Here is a 22,253-nt window from a genome sequence, read left to right on the forward strand (position 1 = left end):
GGATTGCCTGCCCCCCTGCGCCCCCAGCCTGCTCATAAACTTTCGTGCGTTTTGTTAAAGGCACTTTCATTCCCATAAGCTTCAGTGTGTTTGTCACCAAGCTTATTTCTGTCCATAAGATTGAATTTGTGATGCTAATGAGAGCATCAGCCGACTCATAAACTTCAACCAGTAAGAACTCACATCGGCTCACAAACTTGAATGCGAGTTGAAAAATACCGCACAAGTGTTAGTGGCCGTAGCACCTCTGATGCTGCAAGGGCTATCCGCAACGCTGAAGCTTTTACGTTGGGCCGGGAGATCCACGCAGGGATGCGTGGATCAGTTCGGGGCCGACCAGGGATGGTCGATCCCCGAACGTTCCGTCGGCACGACGTGGAAGCCGAGGGCACCGCGTCAGCGGCGCGAGGACTGCCCGGCAGCAGCAGAGGTGCTACGGCCCGCACCCACACGCATTCAGCAGTTAAGCAGTTAAGCAGTTAAGCAGTTAAGCAGTTAAGCAGTTAAGCAGTTAAGCAGTTAAGCAGTTAAGCAGTTAAGCAGTTAAGCAGTTCGGCATCACTTATGAACACTCAGCAAACACCGTTCTTCATCACCTCAACCGCCCGGGCGATTTCCGGTGCCAGCCAGCGATCTTCCTGCCAGTTCGCCACCTCTGCCCGCAAACGGCGCAACGCCTGTTTCGTCCCTTCCGCCAACTCCGCCTCGCCATGGAAATCCAGCGCCTGCGCCGCCAGCAGGTACTCAATCGCCAGAATCTGCCACACATTCCCCACCAGCTTCAGCAGTTTCAACGCAGCTCCCGTACCTAAGCTAAGATGATCCTCCTGCAAACCCGAGGTCACGTAATTATCCAGCACCGCCGGTTGCGCCAACTGACGGTTCTCCGCACACAACGACGCCGCCACGTACTGCGCAATCATCATGCCGGAATTCACGCCCGGCTGCGCCACCAGGAACGCCGGTAAACCGCTGACCAGTGGATTCACTAAACGATCCAGACGTCGCTCCGCAATGCTGCCAACCTCCGCCATGGCAATGGCCAACACATCAGCCGCCATCGCCACCGATTCACCGTGCGGATTGGCCTGCGACACCACACGCCAATTATCCACGGTGCCGAGTAGCAACGGATTATCGGTACAGGCATTCAACTCGGTATTCACCTGTCGCGCCGCGTGATCAAACTGATCGCGGCTGGCACCGTGTACCTGTGGCATCGAACGCAAACTCAGTGCATCCTGGGTTCGCACACCCACGCTTTTAGCCAGCAGCGGGCTGTCGCTCAGCAACTGACGCAAACGCAGGCCACTCACTTGCATGCCAGGACTGGCTTTCAGCGCAATCACTTCGGCATCAAACGCCACTAACTGCCCGCGCAGCGCCTCAAAACTCATCGCGCCAGTCACGTCAGCCCAATCCAACAGCCGCGCCGCATCATCCAGCGCCAGACACGACAACCCGGTCATGCACGGCGTGCCGTTCACCAGGCTCAAACCCTCTTTCGCGCCAGGTCGATAAGGCGTTAATCCAGCCTGCGCCAGCGCTTGCTCTGCAGACACGATCTGTTGCTGATACTCAACATCGCCCACGCCAATTAGCGCGAGTCCGATATGCGCCATATGGCTGAGATAGCCCACTGAACCTTGCGACGGCACCTGCGGCGTAATCTGATGATTCAGCAGCGCCAGCAAATGCTGCACCAGTGCCACGGAGACGCCCGATTTGCCATGGCTATAGTTCGCAATCGCCGCACACAGAATGGCACGCACCTGTTCACGCGCCAGTAATGGGCCCACGCCACAAGCGTGACTCAATAGCGTATTACGTGACAACTGGCTGAGCTGCTCTTCCGGCAAAGTGATATTGCACAGCGCCCCCAGACCGGTATTGATGCCATAAGCGATATGCCCGCTGGCCACAATCTGCTCGACAATCTCACGCCCCTGAGCAATACGCTGCCAGGCGCTGGCGCTTAACGTCAGTTCGGCATTGTGCCGTGCCACCTGCACCACATCCTGCCAGGAAAGCGTTTCATCGCCCCACACTAATGTCATGCTGGTTGCTCCGTGTGATGGCTCTGATGGCTGGAGATAAACTGCTTAAAGCGCTGCGAGCCTTGTGCGCCAAACATCTCTTCCGGCGTCCCCTGACAATCAATGGTCCCCTGATGCATAAACACCACCCGGTTGGAAACGTTACGCGCAAAGCCCATTTCGTGCGTCACCACCAACATGGTGCGCCCCTCTTCCGCCAGGCTGCGCATTACTTTCAATACTTCGCCCACCAGCTCGGGATCAAGTGCTGAGGTTGGCTCATCAAACAGCATCACTTCCGGGTCCATCGCCAGCGCGCGGGCAATCGCCACACGCTGCTGCTGGCCGCCGGAAAGCTGTGCCGGATAAAAATCTTTGCGATTCAACAGGCCAACGCGATCCAGCAACTGCTCCGCCTGGGCAATGCAGCTTTTCTTATCGCGCTTCAGAACATAGTGCGGCCCTTCAATCACGTTTTGCAGCACCGTCATATGCGACCACAGGTTAAAACTCTGGAACACCATGCCCAGACGCGAACGCAGGCGCTCAATCTGTTTGGGATTGGCCGCCAGCTGATGACCACGCGCATGGCGCTTCATCTCAATGGTTTCACCACCGACGCTCACCACGCCAGCATCTGGCGTTTCCAGCAGGTTGATACAGCGCAATAAGGTACTTTTACCCGAGCCGCTGGCGCCGAGAATTGAGATGACATCGCCTTGATGCGCCTGCAGCGAAATGCCTTTCAGTACTTCCATTGCGCCAAAGGATTTATGGATATCGGTGGCGCTTAAGGTTACGGGGGATGTGGATTGCATATCACTCTCCGGCAAGCGGTTTAACGGCGGGTAACGGCTTTTTTTCAACGCGATGCACCGGGGTTAAACGGCGTTCTAACAACGCGTAAAGCTGGACGATAATAAAGTTGAGGATCAGATAAATGGCGGCGGCGCAGATAAACACTTCCATGGTGCGATAGGTACGCTGAATGATCTGCTGCGCCACACCAGTGACATCCCACACAGTAACCAGACTGGCCAGCGCCGTGGACTTCACCAGCAGGATCGCTTCGGTGGAATACGCGGGCAATGCATAACGCAGCATGATGGGCGCGATGATGCGACGCAGCAGTAGCCAGCGCGACATGCCGCAGGCCAGCCCTGCTTCGACTTGCCCCGGCGGCACCGCCAGTAGGGCACCACGCAGGATTTCAGCGGTATAAGCCGCGGTACACAGTGACAGCGCCAGCACGGCGCAGGTAAAGGGCTCGCGCAGGAATGGCCAGACAAAACTATGACGGATCACGCCAAACTGCCCCAATCCGTAATAGATCAGGAACAGCTGGATCAGCAGCGGTGAGCCGCGAAACACCAGAATGTAGCCGCGCGCAAAGCCGCTCAGCACCCGCCAGCGGCTCATGCGCAGTGACAGAATGCCGATAGCGAAAATGCCACCGCAGAGAAAGGCACTGATAAACAGGCCGAGCGTCACCGGCAGCGCGGCGCTCAGCTTGAGAAAGGTATCGGTCAGAAAGGCGAAGTCAATCATACTGCTGCTCCTTAATGCTGTGCCGCAGTGCGACTTTGCCACGCGCGTCCAAGGCGAGACTCTGCCCGGCGGAACGCATGATTAGACAGCAGCGTCAGCACCAGATAGCAGCCACCGCCAATCAGATAGAAAGTGAAGTAATCGCGCGTGGATCCCGCCGCCACCTGGCTGGCACGCATCAGCTCGACGATGCCGGTCACCGACACCAGCGCCGAATCTTTCAGGCTCATCTGCCAGACATTCGACATGCCCGGCAGCGCATAGCGCACAATCTGCGGCAGCAAAATGCGCTGGGCAATACGCCAGCGCGGCATGCCGATCGCTACCGCCGCTTCCACTTCACCTTTGGCCAGCGCCAGACGCGCCGCGCGATACACCTCACCTTGATAGGATCCAGAGATGAGCCCGATAGCCAGTGCACCAATCAGGAACGGCGGCGCTTCGATAAAACCATCTGCACCGAACATCTGTCCGACGAGGGTGATCAAGCCCGATCCGCCAAAATAGAACAGGTAGATCACCAGCAGTTCCGGGATGCCGCGAAACACCGTGGAATAGGCTTCACCCAACCAGCGAACCCAGCGCTGCGGCGACAGTTTCGCTGCCGCCACGCCGGAACCGACCACCGCGCCAATCATCAACACCGCCAGTGACAGCAGCAGCGTGGTGAAGGCAGCCCCCAAAATCAGGCGGCCCCAGCCATCAGCACCAAAACTCAGCAGGCTCATCATCTTTCACCTCACTTACGGGGTTACGTCAGTTTTAAACCACTTCTCACTCAGCTTTTTCACGGTGCCATCGGCCAGCGCGGCCTTGATAGCCTCGTCGAGTTTGGCTTTCAGATCGTTGTCAGCCATGCGCACGCCCATCGCCTCGCCCTCACCCCAAATCGGGCCACCCAACTGCGGGCCACTGAAGGTCAGGTTGCTGTTCTCTTTGCGCGCCAGCATCGATTGCGCGAAGGTCACATCGTCGAATACTGCATCAATACGCCCCGCCTGAAGATCGAGAATCGCATCTGCTGAGGAAGTGTATTCGCGCACGTCGGCGACATCTTTGAAGTACTTATCAATAAAGGGCGTGTAAACCGTGCCGGACGCGATACCAATCGTTTTGCCTTTTAACGCCGCTTTCAGTGGCGCAATCGCGGTGTTGATCTCTTTCTCATCGTCATGCAGCTTGATGATGTTGTGATCGGCCGGCATCAGCGGACTGTCTTTGGTGGTGATAAAGGTGGCGGGAGTCGACGCGTAAGGCACGGTGAAATTGACCACTTTTTTGCGGTCCGGCGTGATGACGATCGCATCCATGATCACGTCATATTTGCCAGCATTCAGTCCGGCGATCATGCCGTCCCAGTTTTGCACCACCAGCTTGCACTGGATGCCCATGCGCTTACACAAGTCTTCCATCAGTTCAGGTTCAAAGCCGCCTAACTTGCCGCCCGGCAGCGTCAGGTTCCAGGGTTCATAGCTGCCTTCGGTAGCGATGGTGATCGATTTCCACTCTTTGGCCTGTACAGCAACACCGCTGATCATCAGGCTGGCAAACAGGGTCGTGAGGCAAAAACGGCGAATCGGGGCACGGTGCGTCATGCGGCTTCTCCTGGTCATTAATCGAATTGGCTGTCTCTGTTAGCTGATACAGCGCAGATGACATTTCATGTATATACAAGTTAGCTTGCGGCAGATCATTGTCGGCATAAGCTTTTTGTGAGCCAGCCAGAATAAAAAGTGATAATTACCACGTGGTCTTTACTTGTACATACAACCTAGCAAGCAGTGTGCCAAATCGGCAGAGGCGGTGGAATCAGGGAATGGTCACGGCACGGACGTATTGATGCACATTTTTGGGGCGCGATTGCACTTTTATGGGGATAACGGAGTTTGAGAGGGAACGAGATGGGTCTGGTGCGTTGTCTGAGCCCGCACTTCCCTACCAATAAAAAAGGCAGCCACCTTTCAAAGGTGACTGCCTGGTAAAAAATTTGCCCTGGCGGGCATGACGACTCGGGCGATTAGAGAGGTTTTCCAGCCTGTAAATAAGCCTGCATCATCGGTTTTAACACTTTTTGCAGCTGTGACGCGCGATCCTGTTGCCAGGCAAACGGCGGGGTTTCATCCATGTAATTAAGCTGTGCCAGCTCGAGCTGTACGGCCTGTACGCCCTGCTGCGGCTGACCGTAAGCACGCGTGATATAACCGCCTTTGAAACGACCATTAACCACCCAGCTGTAATCGCTTTGCGCGACACAAACCTCTTTAATCGCTTCGATCACCGCTGTCGAGCAACTCTCACCACTGTTAGTGCCAATGTTGATATCCGGCAACTGACCATCAAACAAGCGCGGAATCACCGAAGCAATGGAGTGGGCGTCAAACAGCAGTGCATAACCGTGTTCAGCTTTCAATCGCGCCAGCTCTTGCTGGATCTGCTGGTGATACGGCTGCCAGATATTATCGAGATAACCCTGACGCGCGGCGGCGCTGGGGGTTTTCCCCTCGGCGAAGGTCGGCGTGCCGTCAAACAGCGTCTCAGGATAGAGTCCGGTGGTGGCGGTGGTGTACAGCGGCTGGTTATCCGGCGGACGATTCAGGTCGATGACAAAACGTGAGTAGTGGCCAACCAGCACGCTGGCCCCTAAATCGCGCACAAAATCGTACAGCAGCGGAATGTGCCAGTCGGTATCTGGCAAACCGCGTGCCGCGTCGCTTAATCCTGCATCCACTTCAGGCGTTAACTGGGTGCCCGCATGCGGGATGCTGACCAGCAGCGGCAGCTTACCGGCGGTGAAATGAAAAGGTGTCATTGCGCTTCTCCACGATAGATAACCTGGCACGGCAATTCGCCGCCCAACCAGTAAACCAGTTCTGCCGGACGCGCCAGCGGCCAGTGCACAAAGTTTGCCACCTTGCCGGCCTCAAGCGAACCGTGCGAATGCTGTAATCCCAGCGCTTTCGCGCCCCACAGGGTCACACCCGCCAGCGCTTCTTCCGGGGTCATGCCAAATAGCGTGCAGCCCATATTGAGCATCAGACGCAGCGACAGCGCCGGAGAAGTACCGGGATTGGCATCGCTGGCCAGCGCCATTGGCACGCCGTGTTTGCGGAACAGATCCACTGGTGGGCGTTGGGTCTCGCGCAGTAGATAGAACGCGCCCGGCAGCAACACCGCAACGGTGCCGTGTTGCGCCATCGCTTGCGCATCGGCTTCGGTGGCGTATTCGAGATGATCGGCTGACAAAGCGCCGTATTCAGCCGCCAGCGTGGCGCCGCCCAGTGCAGAAAGCTGTTCAGCGTGCAGTTTAACCGGCATCCCCAGCGCTTTGGCTTGATCAAACACCGCGCTAACCTGCTCAGGGGAGAAGGCCAGATGTTCGCAGAAGGCATCGACGGCATCCGCCAGCCCTTCCGCCTTCACCTGAGGTAACAGGCGATTGCAGATGATATCGATCCAGCCTTGTGGGTTTTCTTTAAACTCGGGCGGGAAACCGTGCGCGGCCAGGCAAGTGGAGAGCACATCGGCGGGCACCGTTTCCGCCAGTTCGCGGATGGCGCGCAGCATGGTCAGTTCGCTGGTTTCATCGAGGCCATAACCCGATTTAATCTCCACCGTGGTGACACCTTCTGCCAGCAATCGATCCAGACGCCAGCGCGCGCTTGCCACCAACTCCTGCCGTGATGCCGCGCGCGTAGCACGCACCGTGGAGAGAATACCGCCGCCCTGCGCTGCGATCTCGGCATAGCTGACGCCGTTCAGACGCTGTTCGAACTCCTGGCTGCGATCGCCGCCAAACACCAGATGCGTATGGCAATCGACCAGACCCGGCGTGATGATGCCACCGTCAAATTGCTGCTGCGTACGCGCGGCAAAATCCTGCAGTTCACTACGCGGTCCTACCCAAATCAGCTCGCCGTTATCCACCGCCAGTGCGCCGTCGGCAATCAGGTTATAGTGCCCGTCTCGCATGGTGACGATATCGGCCCCCAGCCACAGGCTGTCGATCTGCTTCGCTTCTGCCATCCCACTCCCCTTCACGTCTGACGATTTACAGTGCGTCTCAAAGTATGTATAAGTATATACAACTTTCCGCCCTTAAGGATCAACCATGGCCGTTTTTTTTGCCCCACGCGCGCTGCTGGCCGACGGCTGGCATGAAGACGTATTGATTACCACTGACGCATCCGGACAGATTGCTAAACTTACCCCTAACAGCACGCCAGGCAGCGCCACTCGCCTTGCTGGCCCGGTGATCCCTGCTATCGCTAACCTGCATTCGCACGCCTTCCAGCGCGCCATGGCCGGGCTGGCTGAAGTGGCGGGCGATCCGCAGGACAGCTTCTGGACCTGGCGCGATCTGATGTACCGCATGGTGCAGCGCCTGTCGCCTGAGCAGGTCGGCGATATCGCCACCCATCTCTACATCGATATGCTGAAAGGCGGCTATAGCCAGGTGGCGGAATTCCACTACTTGCATCACGATGCGCAGGGCAAACCCTATGCCGATGACGCGATGCTGCTCAACCTGATTGCCGCCGCCGAGACGGCCGGGATCGGTCAGACGTTGCTGCCGGTGCTTTACAGCTTCAGCGGATTTGGATCGCAACCCGCCAGCGATGGCCAGCGCCGTTTCATCCAGCAGACCGATGCTTATCTGCAACAACAGCAACGCGCAGCGCAATGGAGCGCCAATAAACCGCTGCTTAATCATGGCATCTGTTTCCACTCGCTGCGCGCGGTGAATGAAACCCAGATGCGTGAAGTGCTGGCCGCCAGCGCTGGTGATGTGCCGGTGCATATTCATGTGGCGGAGCAGGAAAAAGAGGTGAATGACAGTCTGGCGTGGAGCGGTGAACGTCCGGTGGACTGGCTCTACAATCGCTTCGAGGTAGATCAGCGCTGGTGCCTGATTCATGCCACCCATCTGGACGACAGCGAAATCCAACGCATGGCGGCCAGCGGTGCGATTGCCGGACTCTGTCCGACCACCGAAGCCAATCTTGGCGACGGCATCTTCCCGGCGGTGGAATACATTGCCCAGGGTGGACGCTGGGGCATTGGCTCGGACAGCCATGTATCGCTCAGCGCGCAGGAAGAGCTGCGCTGGCTGGAGTACGGTCAGCGCCTGCGCGATCGTCGTCGCAACCGAATCACCCTGCCCCATCAGCCTTCTGTGGGCGATCTGCTGTGGCAGCAGGCGGCACAAGGCGGTGCGCAGGCGTGCGCCATCAACACCGGTGAACTGGCGGTGGGCAAACGCGCCGACTGGCTGGTGCTGGAAAACGATGCCTTCCTGGGCAGCGTGAGTTCAGCATCACTTCTTAACCGCTGGCTGTTTGGCGGTAGCCAGAGCCAGATCCGCGATGTGTTTGTTGCCGGTAATCAGGTGATCAGCGAGGGCCATCATCCCGCTGAAGAAGCCGCAGCCGCGCGCTTCGCCCAGGCCATGAGTGCACTGCAATGAGAACGTATTTCGACTACAGCCAGCTGCCCGTGAGCCGCTGGCGCAACGGCGGCGGCGAAACGCGTGAAATCGTCAGCTTTCCGCCCGGTGAGGCAGAGTTTGGCTGGCGCGCCAGTATTGCCACCATCGATGCTGACGGACCTTTCTCGCCGTTCCCCGGTATCGATCGTGTGATCACGCTGCTGAATGGCGATAGCGTGGTGCTGCGCAGCGAGAACGTCGAGCACGCGTTGTTGCCGCGTCAGCCGTGGGCGTTTCCTGGCGAATGGTCGATCGACGCCCAGATTAACGGCAGCTGTCAGGATTTCAATATCATGACGCGCCGCGACAGTTGGCAGGCACAGGTGGAGGTTGTGCACCACGCCGCTACCAGCCAACACGGTGTCGCGTGGGTATTATCCGGCGAATGGCAGAGTACGGACGGCAAACGCGTCACGGTTAATCAGGGAATGTGGTGGCTGGATGAAGAGACGCAGCTGGCACCGCGAACCTCAGATGCCAGCCTGCTGTTTGTGGTGCTTAGCCGTGTCCTCTGAAACGCCCCAGTAACTTATAGCGCGAGCCTGGATAGAGCAGGCGCGCGTAAGTCACAATCTTGTTGTCGCTCCAGGTCTGACGACGAATCAACAAGCAGGGTTCGTGCTCATCCAGCGCCAGATGTTTACGCTGGCGCAAATCGGGCAGGACCGCTTCCACAATATGCTCACCGGCGGTCAACGGCGCCACACGCATCAAATAGGTGTAGGGCGTCAGTTGATGATAATCCTGACTGAGGTAATCCGGCGCCACCAGCGGGTTGACCAGACGATCTTCCAGTTGCACCGGCATATCGTTTTCGTAGTGCACAATCAACGAATGATACAGCGTCTGCCCGGTGGATAAGCCCAACACAGCGGCCTGCTCCGGATCGGCCTTCATCTGCCCAATCGACAAAATTTTGCAGCTATGGCGATGACCACGCTGGGCAATTTCATCGGCTATGTTATGCACTTCCAGCATCGCGGTGTAACCCTTCATCTCCGCGACAAAGGTGCCCACACCCTGCATACGCACCAGGAACCCTTCACTGGTGAGTTCACGCAGTGCGCGGTTAATGGTCATGCGGCTCACGCCCAGCTCGTTAACCAGCTCACTTTCGGACGGTACGCGCTGATTCGCTTTCCAGTGACCTTCACGGATCTGGCTGACGATCGCCTGTTTCACGCGCTGATAAATCGGTGCTGGCTCATCGCCCATCGCTGCGGCCAGCTGCGCTATTGCCGTTTGCTCCGCCATATCCTGTTCCTTTTCCGAATAATGCCCAAAGTTTACTGTCTCAGCACGTAAATGTATATACATCCAATTGTGCAGACAGCCCGTTAACAGTGCAGCGTTCTCCCTGTTTCGGTGCAATGCAGCTGCGGCTGGATGACACATCCCGCATTGCGGCGCATTTCACAGAATCCAATCAATCTGGCACAGCACTTGCTACTTGTATAGACAAGATTAGACACTTATGCTTCACTCAGCTCATTCAATGGTGCTACCCCATGCCACATCGTAAACCCAGGGCTTACAGGTAGCACCCGATCACTTGTATAGACAGGAGTAGACTATGTCAGGTTCGGTTCAGGAAATTCGCCTCGTTCCCGGTGAAGTGGACCTCGCGACCTTGCGGGCGATTTATCAAAGCAAGGTGAAGCTCACGTTAGCGGATGACGCTCGTGCGGCCATCGATCGCGCGAATGAAACCGTCGATGCCATCGTGGCATCAGGCAAAGTGGTGTACGGCATCAATACCGGCTTCGGCAAACTGGCCCAGACACAGATTCCTGCTGAGCGTCTGGCAGAGTTGCAGCGCAATCTGGTGCTGTCGCACAGCGTGGGTTTGGGCAACTTACTGCCCGATAACGTCACGCGTTTAGTGGTCGCCACTAAAATTATCAGCCTGGCACGTGGTCACTCCGGCGTACGTATCCAGTTAATCGAAGCCCTGCTGGCGCTGTTTAATGCCGGTGTGATGCCGTGTATCCCGGAAAAAGGTTCGGTTGGCGCATCCGGCGATTTAGCACCGCTGGCCCATCTGTCACTGATGTTGCTGGGCGAGGGCCAGGTACGCGTTGACGGAGGACTGATTCCTGCCACCGAAGGGCTGGCACGCGTCGGCCTGCAGCCGATTGTGCTGGGACCGAAGGAGGGTCTGGCACTGCTGAATGGCACCCAGGTTTCCAACGCGCTGGCACTGCGTGGCCTGTTTGAAGCTGAGAACCTGTTCGCCGCAGGGCTGATGGCCGGCGCGCTGTCACTGGAAGCGATCAAAGGCTCGGTAAAACCTTTCGATGCACGTATTCATCAGGCGCGCGGTCAGCACGGGCAAATCGCGGTGGCAGCCGCCGTTTCTTCCTTACTGGAAGGCAGTGAAATCCTCAGCTCACATACCAATTGTGGTCGCGTGCAGGATCCCTACTCGATTCGCTGCGTTCCGCAGGTGATGGGCGCGTGTTTAGACAACCTCAGCCATGCGGCGCGTGTATTGCAAATCGAAGCCAACGCGGCCTCTGATAACCCGCTGGTGTTCAGTGAAAGCGGTGATGTGATTTCGGGCGGTAACTTCCACGCCGAACCTGTGGCGTTTGCCGCCGATATCATCGCATTGGCGATTGCCGAAATTGGCGCGATTTCCGAGCGCCGTATGGCGCTGCTGCTGGATACCGGTCTCTCAGGCCTGCCGCCATTCCTGGTGCGCGATGGTGGAGTGAACTCTGGCTTTATGATTGCTCAGGTCACCGCTGCCGCACTGGCTTCTGAAAACAAATCGCTGGCGCATCCGGGTAGCGTGGATAGCCTGCCGACCTCTGCGAACCAGGAAGATCACGTGTCGATGGCCACCTACGCCGCGCGTCGCCTCGGTGATATGTGCTTTAACACCGCTGCCGTGGTCGGCATTGAAGCCATGGCTGCGGCGCAAGGCATCGACTTCCATCGTCCACTGCAAAGCTCGACTGCGCTGGAACAAGAGATGAGTCGCATCCGCGAGAACGTTGCCTTCCTTGATCAAGACCGTTTAATGGCGCCGGATATCGAATCCATGCGTCTGTGGGCCAGCAGTCACGCCTGGCCTGAATCTTTGACTGCGCTGCTGCCAAGCCAGCGTTCACCTTCCCTTTAAGGAATTGATGATGAGCGAAACTTTATCTCAGGCTGTTGCCCGTGAAATCCGTGCGCCGCGCGGTAACGAACTGCATTGTGCGAACTGGTTGATTGAAGCGGCTTACCGCATGATCCAGAACAACCTCGATCCTGATGTGGCCGAGCGCCCGGAAGATCTGGTGGTATACGGCGGTATCGGTAAAGCCGCGCGTAACTGGGAGTGCTTTGAGCAGATTCTGCGTTCACTGCGTGCGTTGCAGCCTGAAGAAACCCTGCTGATCCAGTCTGGTAAACCGGTGGGTGTGTTCCGTACTCATGCCGATGCACCACGCGTGCTGCTGGCTAACTCTAACCTGGTGCCACACTGGGCTAACTGGGATCATTTCCACGAGCTGGATAAAGCCGGCCTGATGATGTACGGCCAGATGACCGCCGGTTCCTGGATCTACATCGGTGCACAGGGCATCGTGCAGGGCACCTTTGAGACCTTCGCCGAAGCCGGTCGCCAGCATTATGACAGCGATCTGAGCGGTCGCTGGATCCTGACAGCAGGCCTGGGCGGCATGGGCGGCGCACAACCGCTGGCGGGCGTACTGGCCGGTGCCAGCGTGCTGGCGATTGAATGCCAGGAATCCCGCATCGATTTCCGTCTGCGCACCCGTTACGTTGACCATAAAGCTTTTACCTTAGACGAAGCGCTGGATCTGATTGAGAAAGCCACCAAAGCGAAGCAGGCAATTTCCGTTGGCCTGCTGGGCAACGCCGCGGAAATCGTGCCGGAGCTGGTGAAGCGCGCCAAAGCGGGTGGCATGAAGCCGGATATCGTCACCGATCAGACTTCTGCACACGATCCAATCAATGGCTATCTGCCAGTGGGTTGGGATCTGGATCGCTGGCAGGCCGAGCGCGTCAGCAATCCCAAAGCGGTCGAAAAAGCCGCTCGCGCATCAATGGCGGTGCATGTGCAGGCCATGCTCGACTTCCATCATATGGGCGTGCCGACCGTGGATTACGGTAACAACATCCGTCAGGTAGCGTTGGATGAAGGGGTGAAAAACGCCTTTGATTTCCCAGGCTTCGTACCCGCCTATATTCGCCCGCTGTTCTGCGAAGGCAAAGGTCCGTTCCGCTGGGTGGCGCTGTCAGGCGATCCAGAGGATATCTACAAAACCGATGCCAAGCTGAAGGAGCTGTTCCCGGAGCACAAGAACCTGCACCGCTGGCTCGACATGGCGCAGGAACGTATTGCCTTCCAGGGACTGCCAGCGCGCATCTGCTGGCTGGGACTGGGCGAGCGCCATAAAGCCGCACTGGCATTCAACGAAATGGTGCGCAACGGTGAACTGAAAGCGCCTATCGTCATCGGCCGCGATCATCTCGACTGTGGTTCCGTCGCCTCACCAAACCGTGAAACTGAAGCGATGAAAGACGGTTCGGATGCCGTCTCCGACTGGCCGCTGCTGAATGCCCTGCTGAACACCGCAGGCGGCGCGACCTGGGTTAGCCTGCATCACGGCGGCGGCGTTGGCATGGGCTTCTCGCAGCACTCCGGCGTGGTGATTGTCTGCGACGGCACTGCCGAAGCCGACGCGCGCCTTGGCCGTGTGCTGTGGAATGACCCGGCAACCGGCGTGATGCGTCACGCGGATGCAGGCTATGAACTGGCGCAGAGCTGCGCGAAAGAACATGGCTTGAACCTGCCGATGCAGAAGTAATTTGTCGTGATAACTGAAGTCGCCCTTAACCGGGCGACCTTAGTTCAGCCGCCAAATTTCCTCGTTACTCTCTACTCTCAACCCGCAACCCTCAACCCTCAACCCTCAACCCTCAACCCTCAAATCCTTAAATCCTTAAATCCTTAAATGCAACATGCTGCATGCTGCATGCTGCATGCTGCATGCTGCATGCTGCCGGGTATATTCCATTCCGCTATAACCTATAGCCAAATTATTCCTTTCCACGATAGACGCCGCCCTGCGCTTACCACTACAGTGGAGACATCACGTTACGTGTCAGAGAAATCGCAGCAACTGCTGCTGATGGAGAGCCTTACTTTATGAGCCTGCCTGCCGTCCTGCTGGAAAACGCCCTGAACTGGCGTCGTCAGTTACACCAACATCCTGAACTCGGTTACCAGGAGCAACAAACCAGTGAACTGGTTGCGAATGTGCTCGCTGAAGCAGGGTTACAGGTGTTCCGTAGCCTGGCAGGCACTGGCGTGATTGGCACACTGGAAAACGGCCCAGGCCCGGTGATTGGTTTACGCGCCGATATGGATGCATTGCCGATTACCGAAAAAGGCGCGCCGGAGTGGAAATCTACCCGCTCAGGCGTGATGCACGCCTGCGGTCACGACGGACACACGGCCATTCTGCTCGCGGCGGCCTGCCAACTGGCCGCAACGCGCAACTTCAAAGGCACGGTGCACTTCCTGTTTCAGCCCGCGGAAGAGAATCTTGGCGGTGCGCGGAAAATGGTGGAAGAAGGTTTGTTTACCCGTTTCCCAATGGATGCGGTGTACGCCATGCACAACTGGCCAGGTTTGCCGGTGGGTTCGCTGGCGGTGAATCCAGGTGCGATGATGGCCTCGCTCGATTCCTTTGAAATCACCCTCAACGGCAAAAGCTGTCATGCGGCGATGCCGGAGAGCGGTGCCGACCCGATGGTGGTGGCAGCAGAGCTGATCATGGCGCTGCAAACCATTCCGTCACGCCGTTTGTCACCGCTGGCGTCAGCGGTGGTGAGCGTGACGCAGATCCACGGTGGTGAGGCGATCAATGTGATTCCCGAGCAGATTGTGCTGCGTGGTACGGTGCGATGTTTGCAGACTGACGTACGTGACCGCGTGCGCAGTCTGATTGAAGATTTTGTCACTACCCTGCCGCGCCCGTTTGGCGTCAGCGGCGAGATTCACTGGTATCCGGGTTATCCCGTCACCGCCAACCATGCCGGTCCAGCGGAACAGGTGCGCGAGGTTGCCCAGCGCGTGTTAGGTGAATCGCAGGTGCACTGGCAGGTGAATCCTTCCATGGCCTCGGAAGATTTCGCCTGTATGCTGGAATCTTGCCCGGGTGCTTACTTCTGGCTCGGTGCCGATGGCGCATCCCCCTCCGCCCCATTGCACAACGCGCATTATGATTTCAATGATGATCTGATACCGATTGGTATCCGCTTCTGGCAGCAACTGGTGGAGAACGTGCTGGTCAAAGCCTGACTGGCAGGATTCGCGGAACCCAGGAATATCAATCGAGGTGGCATGTTGGTTAAAGCCTGACTGGCGGATTTCTAAAACCAGCAATCTCAAGCGGCATTGTATCAGGCAGCAATAGATTCGACGGCGCGACTCAAGCTGAAGGGAATCGGTTACCTGCCCGCTATGCATCCACCCCGCAAAACCCCTCGATGCACGATTGCACGATTGATTTTATATCCTCTCTCGACTGTGCGTTTGACCCGCAACCCAAGGCTGCGGGTATTGATTTACCCGTCAGATCCCAGCTTGCTGCAATCGCGTTTCCGCCTCATCCAGCGTCGCTGACTCTCCGGTCGCCACTAAGCAGCACGCCAGCTGTAAACGCAGCGCCTGCGGCACGGCACGTTCGCCGGCCAGTACCTGTTTGATCCAGTCTGCGGTGTCTTGCGCATTTTTACTTTCTGGCAGTTCCACGCTGATTTCTGGCTGGCGCTCAACCCACACTTCCGCCTCTGCGCCCGCACCGCCAATGTAGTTAATCGCCGGACAGCGTTGTGGGTTGGCATACACTTCACCTTCGGTGCCATTCAGCAGGATGGCGGGTGCATCAATATCCTGGAAGAACTTGCCGACGCGCGGCACATATTCCGGATGGGAAACACTCGCCAGACGCAACGCGGCACGTTCGGTAAACGGTGTCGCCAGCTTCGCCAGCGTATGTGCGCTGTTACGCACGCCCATGCGCCAGCGCAGCGACAGCTGTTTTGCCATCGGTGCACACAGGTGATCGATGGTGATAAACGCCAGCTCACCGCTCTCCAGTTTCGCTTGTGCCTGCTGCGCAGTGGTAACCGGCGCAATATCCAGCGCTGCCAGTACCGCTTCGGTGGTGATGCGGGTTGGATCGTCACTCACACCGTGCAGCAACACCGGAAACCCAAGTTTGCTTAATAGTAAAGCTAACAGCGGCGTGAGATTGCCCTGACGACGTGCGCCATTGTAGCTGGGGATCACAATTGGCATCGGGCGATTGGCGGGCGGCTGCAACTGCATCATTTGCTGCTGCATGGCGTGGTAAAAACCGCGCATCTCCTCTTCGCCTTCGCCCTTGATACGCAGGGCGATCAGCACACCACCAAGTTCCAGTTCGGGTACTTGATCCGCCAGCATCGCGCTGTACAGCGCAACGGCGTTGTCGAAATCGATATCGCGCGCGTGGTTCTTACCGCGCCCAATCTCTTTGATTATTTTATTCAGTTCCATCAGGGCATTCCCGCTTCCAGGGCGCGCCGATATCCGGCTGCCAAAAGGTCATTGAGGTGCGCCTGGGCACACCTAAGATTTCTTACTTTTACGCTTCGCTGATTTTACTGGGGCTTTAACCACTGCTTTGACCGCTGGTTTGATGCTGGCTTCGGGCACCATCGGTTGCTCAATCGGAAACACCGGTAAGGCGGCCAGCAGCCGACTGCCATAAGCTTTATTAAGCAGTCGCCGATCGTATATCACGATCTCCCCGAAGCAGTGATGGCTACGAATCAGACGGCCGACCTGCTGAATCAACGTAAACGAAGCGCTCGGTAGACTCTGCACTTCGAACGGGTAGCGTTTCAGGCTCTTCAACCACTCCCCTTCGGTCAAAATTACCGGACTGTCTACCGGGGGAAAAGCGATTTTATGGATGTGCACCTGCGTCAGCAGATCGCCCTTTAAATCCAGGCCTTCAGCAAAAGACTGCAGTCCAACCAGAATACTGGTTTGCCCCGCTTCGACTCGCTGGCGATGCAGCTCCACTAAGCGCGAACGAGGTTGATCGCCCTGCACCAACATTGATAAGCGTAATGCGCTGACATGGCTGACAAACTGCTGCATCGCGCGCCCGCTGGCAAACAGCACCAGCACGCCTTTGTGCTTCTCTTCTGCCATTTGTTGCAGGAAAAAGCCTGCCATCTCGGCAATGTGCTCCGCTTCATTAGCCATCAGCGGTTCATAGCGCATTTGCGGGATCACCAGCTTGCCCTGATCGACATGATTAAATGGCGAATCCAGCGCCACAAAGCGATCGCCCGCTTTCTCGTTTAGCCCTGACATCTCTTGCAGCCGATTGAAGCTGTTCAGTGAACGCAAGGTCGCCGAGGTCACCACCACATGCGGAATCTTGCGCCACAGCAGTTTCTCCAGCTGATCGCTGACGCGAATCCCGGCGCAGTGGAATAGCAGATGCGCCTGGCCGTCCCGAATTTCACGGGTAATCCATTTCGATACCGGCGCATTAGAGGCTTTCTCCATGGCCGCCAGTCGCCACAGTTTGCTGATCGATTCGAACCAACCAAACTGGCGGTTAAGCTGAATGATTGCCCGATGCAGACGCATGATGTCGGCTTTGCCGGTTTGCTCACCCAACTCATTGAGTAAACCCTCGCTCAACCCGCGCAATGCATCGCTCAGTTTGAATAACCGTGCGCACATGGTCATCAGCTCTTCCGGCAACTCACCCAGCACAAAACGGAACTCACCCGGCTGATTGTGCGCGGGTAACAGCGGATTGAGCGCGTCGCACAGGATTTGCAGCAGTTCACGCATCTCGTCGCAATGGCCTTTTAACCGCTCAGGGTTGGTCAGCGGTGGCGGCGATTTCGGGCGGAACTGCGCCATGATGGTTTCCACCAGCCGCACAAACAGATCGAGCTGCAAACTGCTCCAGCCGGGAGTGATTTCCGCACTCATCTCCAGCGCGTCACGCGCCACTTCCGGCAGATGATGACCTTCGTCCAGCACCAGCATCAGGTGTTTGGCAGGCGGTAAAACGGATTCATTCTCCATCGCCGCCATTACCAGCGCATGGTTCGCCACCACCACATCCGCCTGTTCTATTTCACGACGTGCAACAAAGAACGGGCATTCACGATACCAGCGACAGTGATGCCCCAGGCAGTTGGCTTTATCGGTGGAAAGGCGCTGCCACAGGCTGTCATCAATTGAGACATCGGAGTGATCGCGCAGGCCGTCCCATTTGTAGCTGCTGAGTTGCTTTTCCAGTTTGGCACAGAACTTCTGCTCTTCTTTCGACCCGGTTACCGCTTCTTCATCGAGATACAGCAGCAAATCGCCTTGCTGATCTTCCGTCGCAGCCAGCGCCGCGAGATTGCGCGGACAGACATAGCGGCCACGGCCGAATGCGGCAGTGAAGGTGAGATCGGGGATGATTTTTTTCAGCAGCGGCAGGTCTTTGCTAAAGATTTGATCCTGCAGCGCGACGTTGGCGGTGCTGATCACTAACCGTTTCTCCTCAGCGCGGCTTACCGCGATGCCGGGGATCAAATAAGACAAGGTTTTGCCCACGCCGGTGGGGGCCTCAATCGCCAGATGGCGGCCTTCATCACCGGCCAGGCTTTTCGCCACTTCAGCGATCATCTGACGCTGTGGCGCACGGGGGATAAAGTCAGGAACCTGCTGCTGCAGCGCCTTATACCATTGCGCAATCTGGCTTTTTATCGCTGCTGTCAGGGCCATGTTGATTACTGTTTGCTGAATTGGCCTGTATTTTTACACAGTATCGGCGCAGCGTCAGCTTTCACTGCTATTTTTTCGCGCTGGATTCAGAATTTCACGCATCGCGCGGATCAGCGTTTCGCGCGCGCGTCCACGGCGGAAGGCAAACGAAAACGGTGCGCGGAAGTGAAAATGCTGTGGCAACAAGCGGCATAGCGTGCCCTGCTGTTCTCCGCTTTGCGCGTAATGCTCCGGCAAATAGCCGATATATCTCCCGGAGAGGATCAGCGTCAACTGCGCCTCTATACTCTCCACTGAGGCGTTAGTCTGGCGGAAGCCGCGCTTGTTTAACTCCTGCTGATTCCAGTAACGCCGCGTCACCATGCCGGTTTGCTGCACGGTGCGCATATCCGGATCGCCCTGTGCCAGTGGATGGTGCGGACTGCAATACAACCAGTGTTGCTCCTCATAAAGCGGAATGGTGACCAGATTGCTGGCACGTAGTGGAAAGTGCCCGATTGCCAAATCAAGGCGGTCTTCCAGTAACTGCTGCTGCAGTTCATTGGGATCGCGCACGCTGAGATTGAAAAACACCGCTGGAAAGCGCTGGTTAAAGCGCGCAATTGCTGCCGGCAGGTCCAGCGTGCTGTCAGTGACTGTGGCATCCACTACGCCCAGTGAAAAGGTGCCACCTTGCGCGCTTTTCAGCGTCTCGACCTGCTCCTGCCAACCCGCCAGCGTGGCCAGCATTTCCTGGCTGTAGCGATGAAACTGCTCGCCTTTGCTGGTGAGGGTAAAGCCGCCGCGCCCGCGCTGGCACAGGATAAAACCCAGCTGCGTCTCCAGCTCGCTCATATAGGCGCTGATGGCGGGGGTGGTCATATTCAGCGCCTGCTGTGCACGCGAGTAGCCCTGATTTTCCACCACGCTGGCAAACACCTGCAGCAGTTTGAGATTAGGTAATGTTTGCACCGCATTTCCTTCAGTGATTACTGACTAAAGTTAACCAATCTATGAAGTGATTATTTACTGTCAAGGATTTTTCCCGCGTCTCCCTCAGGCCATGATAAGACTCACTTAGCCGAAGGAGTTCGTGATGACCGATTTTCCTCAGCCGCAGGGTGGCAACGAGATGCCCCGTTTCGCTGGCCGTGGCACCATGATGCGTTTGCCCGCTGCCGAATCCCCTGCCGATCTTGATGTGGCGTTTGTAGGCATTCCGCTGGATATCGGAACATCGCAACGCAGCGGTACGCGCTATGGGCCACGCGCCATTCGCGCCGATTCAGTGATGATTCGCCCGTATAACATGGCAACCGGCGCAGCCCCTTTTGATTCGTTGCGCGTTGGCGATCTCGGCGATGTGCCGATTAATACCTACAGCCTGCTGAAGTCGGTCGACATCATCGAAAACTATTATACCGAGCTGAATAATTGGCCGATTATCCCCTTAACCCTCGGCGGCGATCACACACTGACACTGCCGATTTTGCGCGCGCTGGCGAAGAAGCACGGGCCGATGGGCCTGATCCACATTGACGCGCATACCGATACCAACGATGAGATGTTTGGCGAGAAGATTGCCCACGGCACCACGTTCCGCCGTGCGGTGGAAGAAGGTCTGCTTGACTGTCAGCGCGTGGTGCAGATTGGCCAGCGTGCTCAAGGCTACGCCGCCGATGATTTTCAGTGGGGTGTCGATCAAGGCTTCCATCTGGTGCCTGCCGAACAGTGCTGGTATCGATCCATGGCCCCACTGATGGCTGAGGTGCGTGCGCGCATCGGCGACGGTCCGGTGTATCTCAGCTATGACATCGACAGTTTCGATCCTGCATGGGCCCCCGGCACCGGCACGCCAGAAGTGGGCGGGCTGACCTCGATGCAGGGGCTGGAGATTGTGCGCGGCTGTCGCGGACTCAATCTGGTCGGTGGCGATCTGGTCGAGGTGTCACCGCCGTACGATATCAGCGGCATGACCTCCCAGCTGGCGGCCAATATCCTTTATGAGATGCTGTGCGTATTGCCCGGCGTCCGTTACACAGAGAAGAAAGCATGACACAACAGAATTTGGTGTTTCCGGCGCGCGTGCTGCGCGGTGCGGGTGTGATCAATCAACTGGGCGAGATTTGTGCTGGGCTTGGCAAACGCGCCCTGCTGATCGGCGGCCACCAGGCACTGCAGTCAGTGGAGGCGCAGGTGCGCGCTCAACTGCTGACAGCCAACGTGACGCTGCTGGCGCAGGAGTGGTTTGGTGGTGAGACTTCAATCAATCAGATTAACCGTCTGGCGGCGATCGCTACCGAACTGCAAGCTGACGTGATTATCGGTGTCGGCGGCGGTAAATCGCTGGATACCGTTAAAGCCGTGGGCGCGCAGTTGGGCTTGCCGTTTATCACCATCCCGACCATTGCCGCTACCTGTTCGGCAGTGACGCCATTGACCATTCGCTACGACGATAACGGCAATTTCTTCGATATTTTCCCGCTGCCACAGGCACCGGCGGCAGTGATCATCGACAGTGAGTTGCTGGCGAAAGCTCCTGCTCGCTGGCTGGCTGCTGGTCTGGGCGACACCCTGGCGAAATGGTATGAGTTCCGCGCGGTGAGCGTCCGCCATCCGGCGCGCGAAGGCAATGCATTGTCATCGCTGGCACATAGCCAGATTTGCTATGACGTGATCGCGGAACACGGCCCGGCGGCTTATGCAGCAGTGCTGCGCGGTGAGAGCAGTGCCTCTTTGGATCAGGTGCTGGATGCAATCTTTACCTGGGCGGGATTGACCTCGCTGATGAGCAACGGCGCCCACGCAGCGGCTTCACATGCGATTTATGAAGGTTTTACCTTCTGCGATAAGACGCGTGAGTTTGGTCATGGCCTGTTGGTGGGCTTCGGTAATCTGTGCCTGCTGGCGCTGGAAGATCGCAGCGATGAAGAGGTACTGGATGAGATGCGTCTGGCGCGCGATTGCGGTGTGCCATTGACGCTGCGTCAGATTGCCGAGTTGGATGATGCCGAGCTGGCGCTGATTGTGCGTGAATCCGTGCACGCACCGGATATGGAGAATATGTCAGTTACGGTGACTGAAGCCCGTCTGCTGGCGGTAATGCAGCGGATTGAAGGGTTGGCTGAGCGGGTTTAATTCTGAGCTAAGTACTTGAGCAGGATGAGACGAGTACTTATGCGGAGTGAGAACGAAAAGTATAGGTGTGTTTAGTTTGGGGGCTGGGGGCTGAGTTCTTTGCTGGGTGCGGGCCGTAGCACCTCTGCTGCTGCCGGGCAGTCCTCGCGCCGCTGACGCGGTGCCCTCGGCTTCCACGTCGTGCCTACGGAACGTTCGGGGCTCGACCATCCCTGGTCGGCCCCGCACTGATCCCCGCATCCCTGCGTGGATC

The 22,253-nt window shown here is 57.4% G+C and carries 18 protein-coding genes; 7 read left to right on the top strand and 11 right to left on the bottom strand.

What is annotated here, in order from left to right; genetic code table 11:
- Positions 1-572: 572 nt before the first annotated feature.
- From hutH (FD737_RS23150) to hutI, 7 genes are all read right to left on the bottom strand, one after another.
- On the bottom strand, positions 573-2,057 hold the full coding sequence (gene hutH / locus FD737_RS23150; RefSeq protein ID WP_160834665.1) for a histidine ammonia-lyase: 1,485 nt from the start codon (positions 2,055-2,057) through the stop codon (positions 573-575).
- Positions 2,054-2,854: an ABC transporter ATP-binding protein gene (locus FD737_RS23155; protein WP_034820922.1), complete on the bottom strand. Its 801-nt coding sequence runs from the start codon at positions 2,852-2,854 to the stop codon at positions 2,054-2,056. Before FD737_RS23155 ends, hutH (FD737_RS23150) begins: the two co-directional genes overlap by 4 nt.
- 1 nt (position 2,855) lies before the next feature.
- On the bottom strand, positions 2,856-3,584 hold the full coding sequence (locus FD737_RS23160; protein ID WP_160834666.1) for an ABC transporter permease: 729 nt from the start codon (positions 3,582-3,584) through the stop codon (positions 2,856-2,858).
- Between the two features lie 11 nt (positions 3,585-3,595).
- Complete coding sequence (locus FD737_RS23165; protein ID WP_160834667.1) at positions 3,596-4,315, bottom strand: ABC transporter permease; 720 nt, start codon at positions 4,313-4,315, stop codon at positions 3,596-3,598.
- Between the two features lie 12 nt (positions 4,316-4,327).
- Positions 4,328-5,179, bottom strand: a complete 852-nt coding sequence (locus FD737_RS23170) for a transporter substrate-binding domain-containing protein (protein WP_034820928.1) — start codon at positions 5,177-5,179, stop codon at positions 4,328-4,330.
- A gap of 422 nt (positions 5,180-5,601) precedes the next feature.
- On the bottom strand, positions 5,602-6,393 hold the full coding sequence (hutG, locus tag FD737_RS23175) for an N-formylglutamate deformylase (protein ID WP_160834668.1): 792 nt from the start codon (positions 6,391-6,393) through the stop codon (positions 5,602-5,604).
- Complete coding sequence (gene hutI / locus FD737_RS23180; protein WP_160834669.1) at positions 6,390-7,607, bottom strand: imidazolonepropionase; 1,218 nt, start codon at positions 7,605-7,607, stop codon at positions 6,390-6,392. Before hutI ends, hutG begins: the two co-directional genes overlap by 4 nt.
- 85 nt (positions 7,608-7,692) lie before the next feature.
- Here hutI and FD737_RS23185 point away from each other — a divergent pair, with 85 nt between their 5' ends.
- On the top strand, positions 7,693-9,048 hold the full coding sequence (locus FD737_RS23185) for a formimidoylglutamate deiminase (RefSeq protein ID WP_160834670.1): 1,356 nt from the start codon (positions 7,693-7,695) through the stop codon (positions 9,046-9,048).
- The gene (locus FD737_RS23190) at positions 9,045-9,584 is read left to right on the top strand and encodes a HutD family protein (RefSeq protein ID WP_160834671.1); all 540 of its coding nucleotides are present in this window, start codon (positions 9,045-9,047) and stop codon (positions 9,582-9,584) included. Before FD737_RS23185 ends, FD737_RS23190 begins: the two co-directional genes overlap by 4 nt.
- Here the strand turns inward: FD737_RS23190 and hutC are convergent.
- The gene (gene hutC, locus FD737_RS23195; protein ID WP_034820947.1) at positions 9,568-10,323 is read right to left on the bottom strand and encodes a histidine utilization repressor; all 756 of its coding nucleotides are present in this window, start codon (positions 10,321-10,323) and stop codon (positions 9,568-9,570) included. The genes FD737_RS23190 and hutC overlap by 17 nt on opposite strands.
- A 319-nt stretch (positions 10,324-10,642) precedes the next feature.
- On the opposite strand from hutC, the gene hutH (FD737_RS23200) reads away from it, so the two are divergent.
- The 3 genes from hutH (FD737_RS23200) to FD737_RS23210 all read left to right on the top strand — a co-directional run bounded on the left by hutH (FD737_RS23200) (position 10,643) and on the right by FD737_RS23210 (position 15,391).
- Positions 10,643-12,196: a histidine ammonia-lyase gene (gene hutH / locus FD737_RS23200; protein WP_160834672.1), complete on the top strand. Its 1,554-nt coding sequence runs from the start codon at positions 10,643-10,645 to the stop codon at positions 12,194-12,196.
- Between the two features lie 10 nt (positions 12,197-12,206).
- Positions 12,207-13,892 carry a urocanate hydratase gene (gene hutU / locus FD737_RS23205; protein ID WP_160834673.1) on the top strand — a complete coding sequence of 562 codons (1,686 nt, stop codon included), beginning with the start codon at positions 12,207-12,209 and terminating at the stop codon, positions 13,890-13,892.
- 341 nt (positions 13,893-14,233) lie between these two features.
- Complete coding sequence (locus FD737_RS23210) at positions 14,234-15,391, top strand: M20 aminoacylase family protein (protein WP_097117303.1); 1,158 nt, start codon at positions 14,234-14,236, stop codon at positions 15,389-15,391.
- A 273-nt stretch (positions 15,392-15,664) separates the two neighbouring features.
- On the opposite strand, the gene ybiB is transcribed toward FD737_RS23210, so the two are convergent.
- The 3 genes from ybiB to FD737_RS23225 all read right to left on the bottom strand — a co-directional run bounded on the left by ybiB (position 15,665) and on the right by FD737_RS23225 (position 19,834).
- Positions 15,665-16,633 (bottom strand): DNA-binding protein YbiB, encoded by a 969-nt coding sequence (ybiB, locus tag FD737_RS23215; RefSeq protein WP_160834674.1) that lies wholly within the window; start codon positions 16,631-16,633, stop codon positions 15,665-15,667.
- A gap of 72 nt (positions 16,634-16,705) precedes the next feature.
- Positions 16,706-18,883: an ATP-dependent DNA helicase DinG gene (dinG, locus tag FD737_RS23220; protein WP_058962202.1), complete on the bottom strand. Its 2,178-nt coding sequence runs from the start codon at positions 18,881-18,883 to the stop codon at positions 16,706-16,708.
- Positions 18,884-18,937: 54 nt separating this feature from the next.
- The gene (locus FD737_RS23225) at positions 18,938-19,834 is read right to left on the bottom strand and encodes a LysR family transcriptional regulator (protein ID WP_160834675.1); all 897 of its coding nucleotides are present in this window, start codon (positions 19,832-19,834) and stop codon (positions 18,938-18,940) included.
- Between the two features lie 124 nt (positions 19,835-19,958).
- On the opposite strand from FD737_RS23225, the gene speB reads away from it, so the two are divergent.
- Both speB and FD737_RS23235 read left to right on the top strand, forming a co-directional pair.
- Positions 19,959-20,918 (top strand): agmatinase, encoded by a 960-nt coding sequence (speB, locus tag FD737_RS23230; RefSeq protein WP_097117310.1) that lies wholly within the window; start codon positions 19,959-19,961, stop codon positions 20,916-20,918.
- Positions 20,915-22,000, top strand: a complete 1,086-nt coding sequence (locus FD737_RS23235; protein WP_160834676.1) for an iron-containing alcohol dehydrogenase family protein — start codon at positions 20,915-20,917, stop codon at positions 21,998-22,000. Before speB ends, FD737_RS23235 begins: the two co-directional genes overlap by 4 nt.
- Positions 22,001-22,253: the final 253 nt, after the last annotated feature.

This window comes from Pantoea sp. Seng, assembly GCF_009829935.1.
Classification (GTDB): domain Bacteria; phylum Pseudomonadota; class Gammaproteobacteria; order Enterobacterales; family Enterobacteriaceae; genus Pantoea; species Pantoea communis.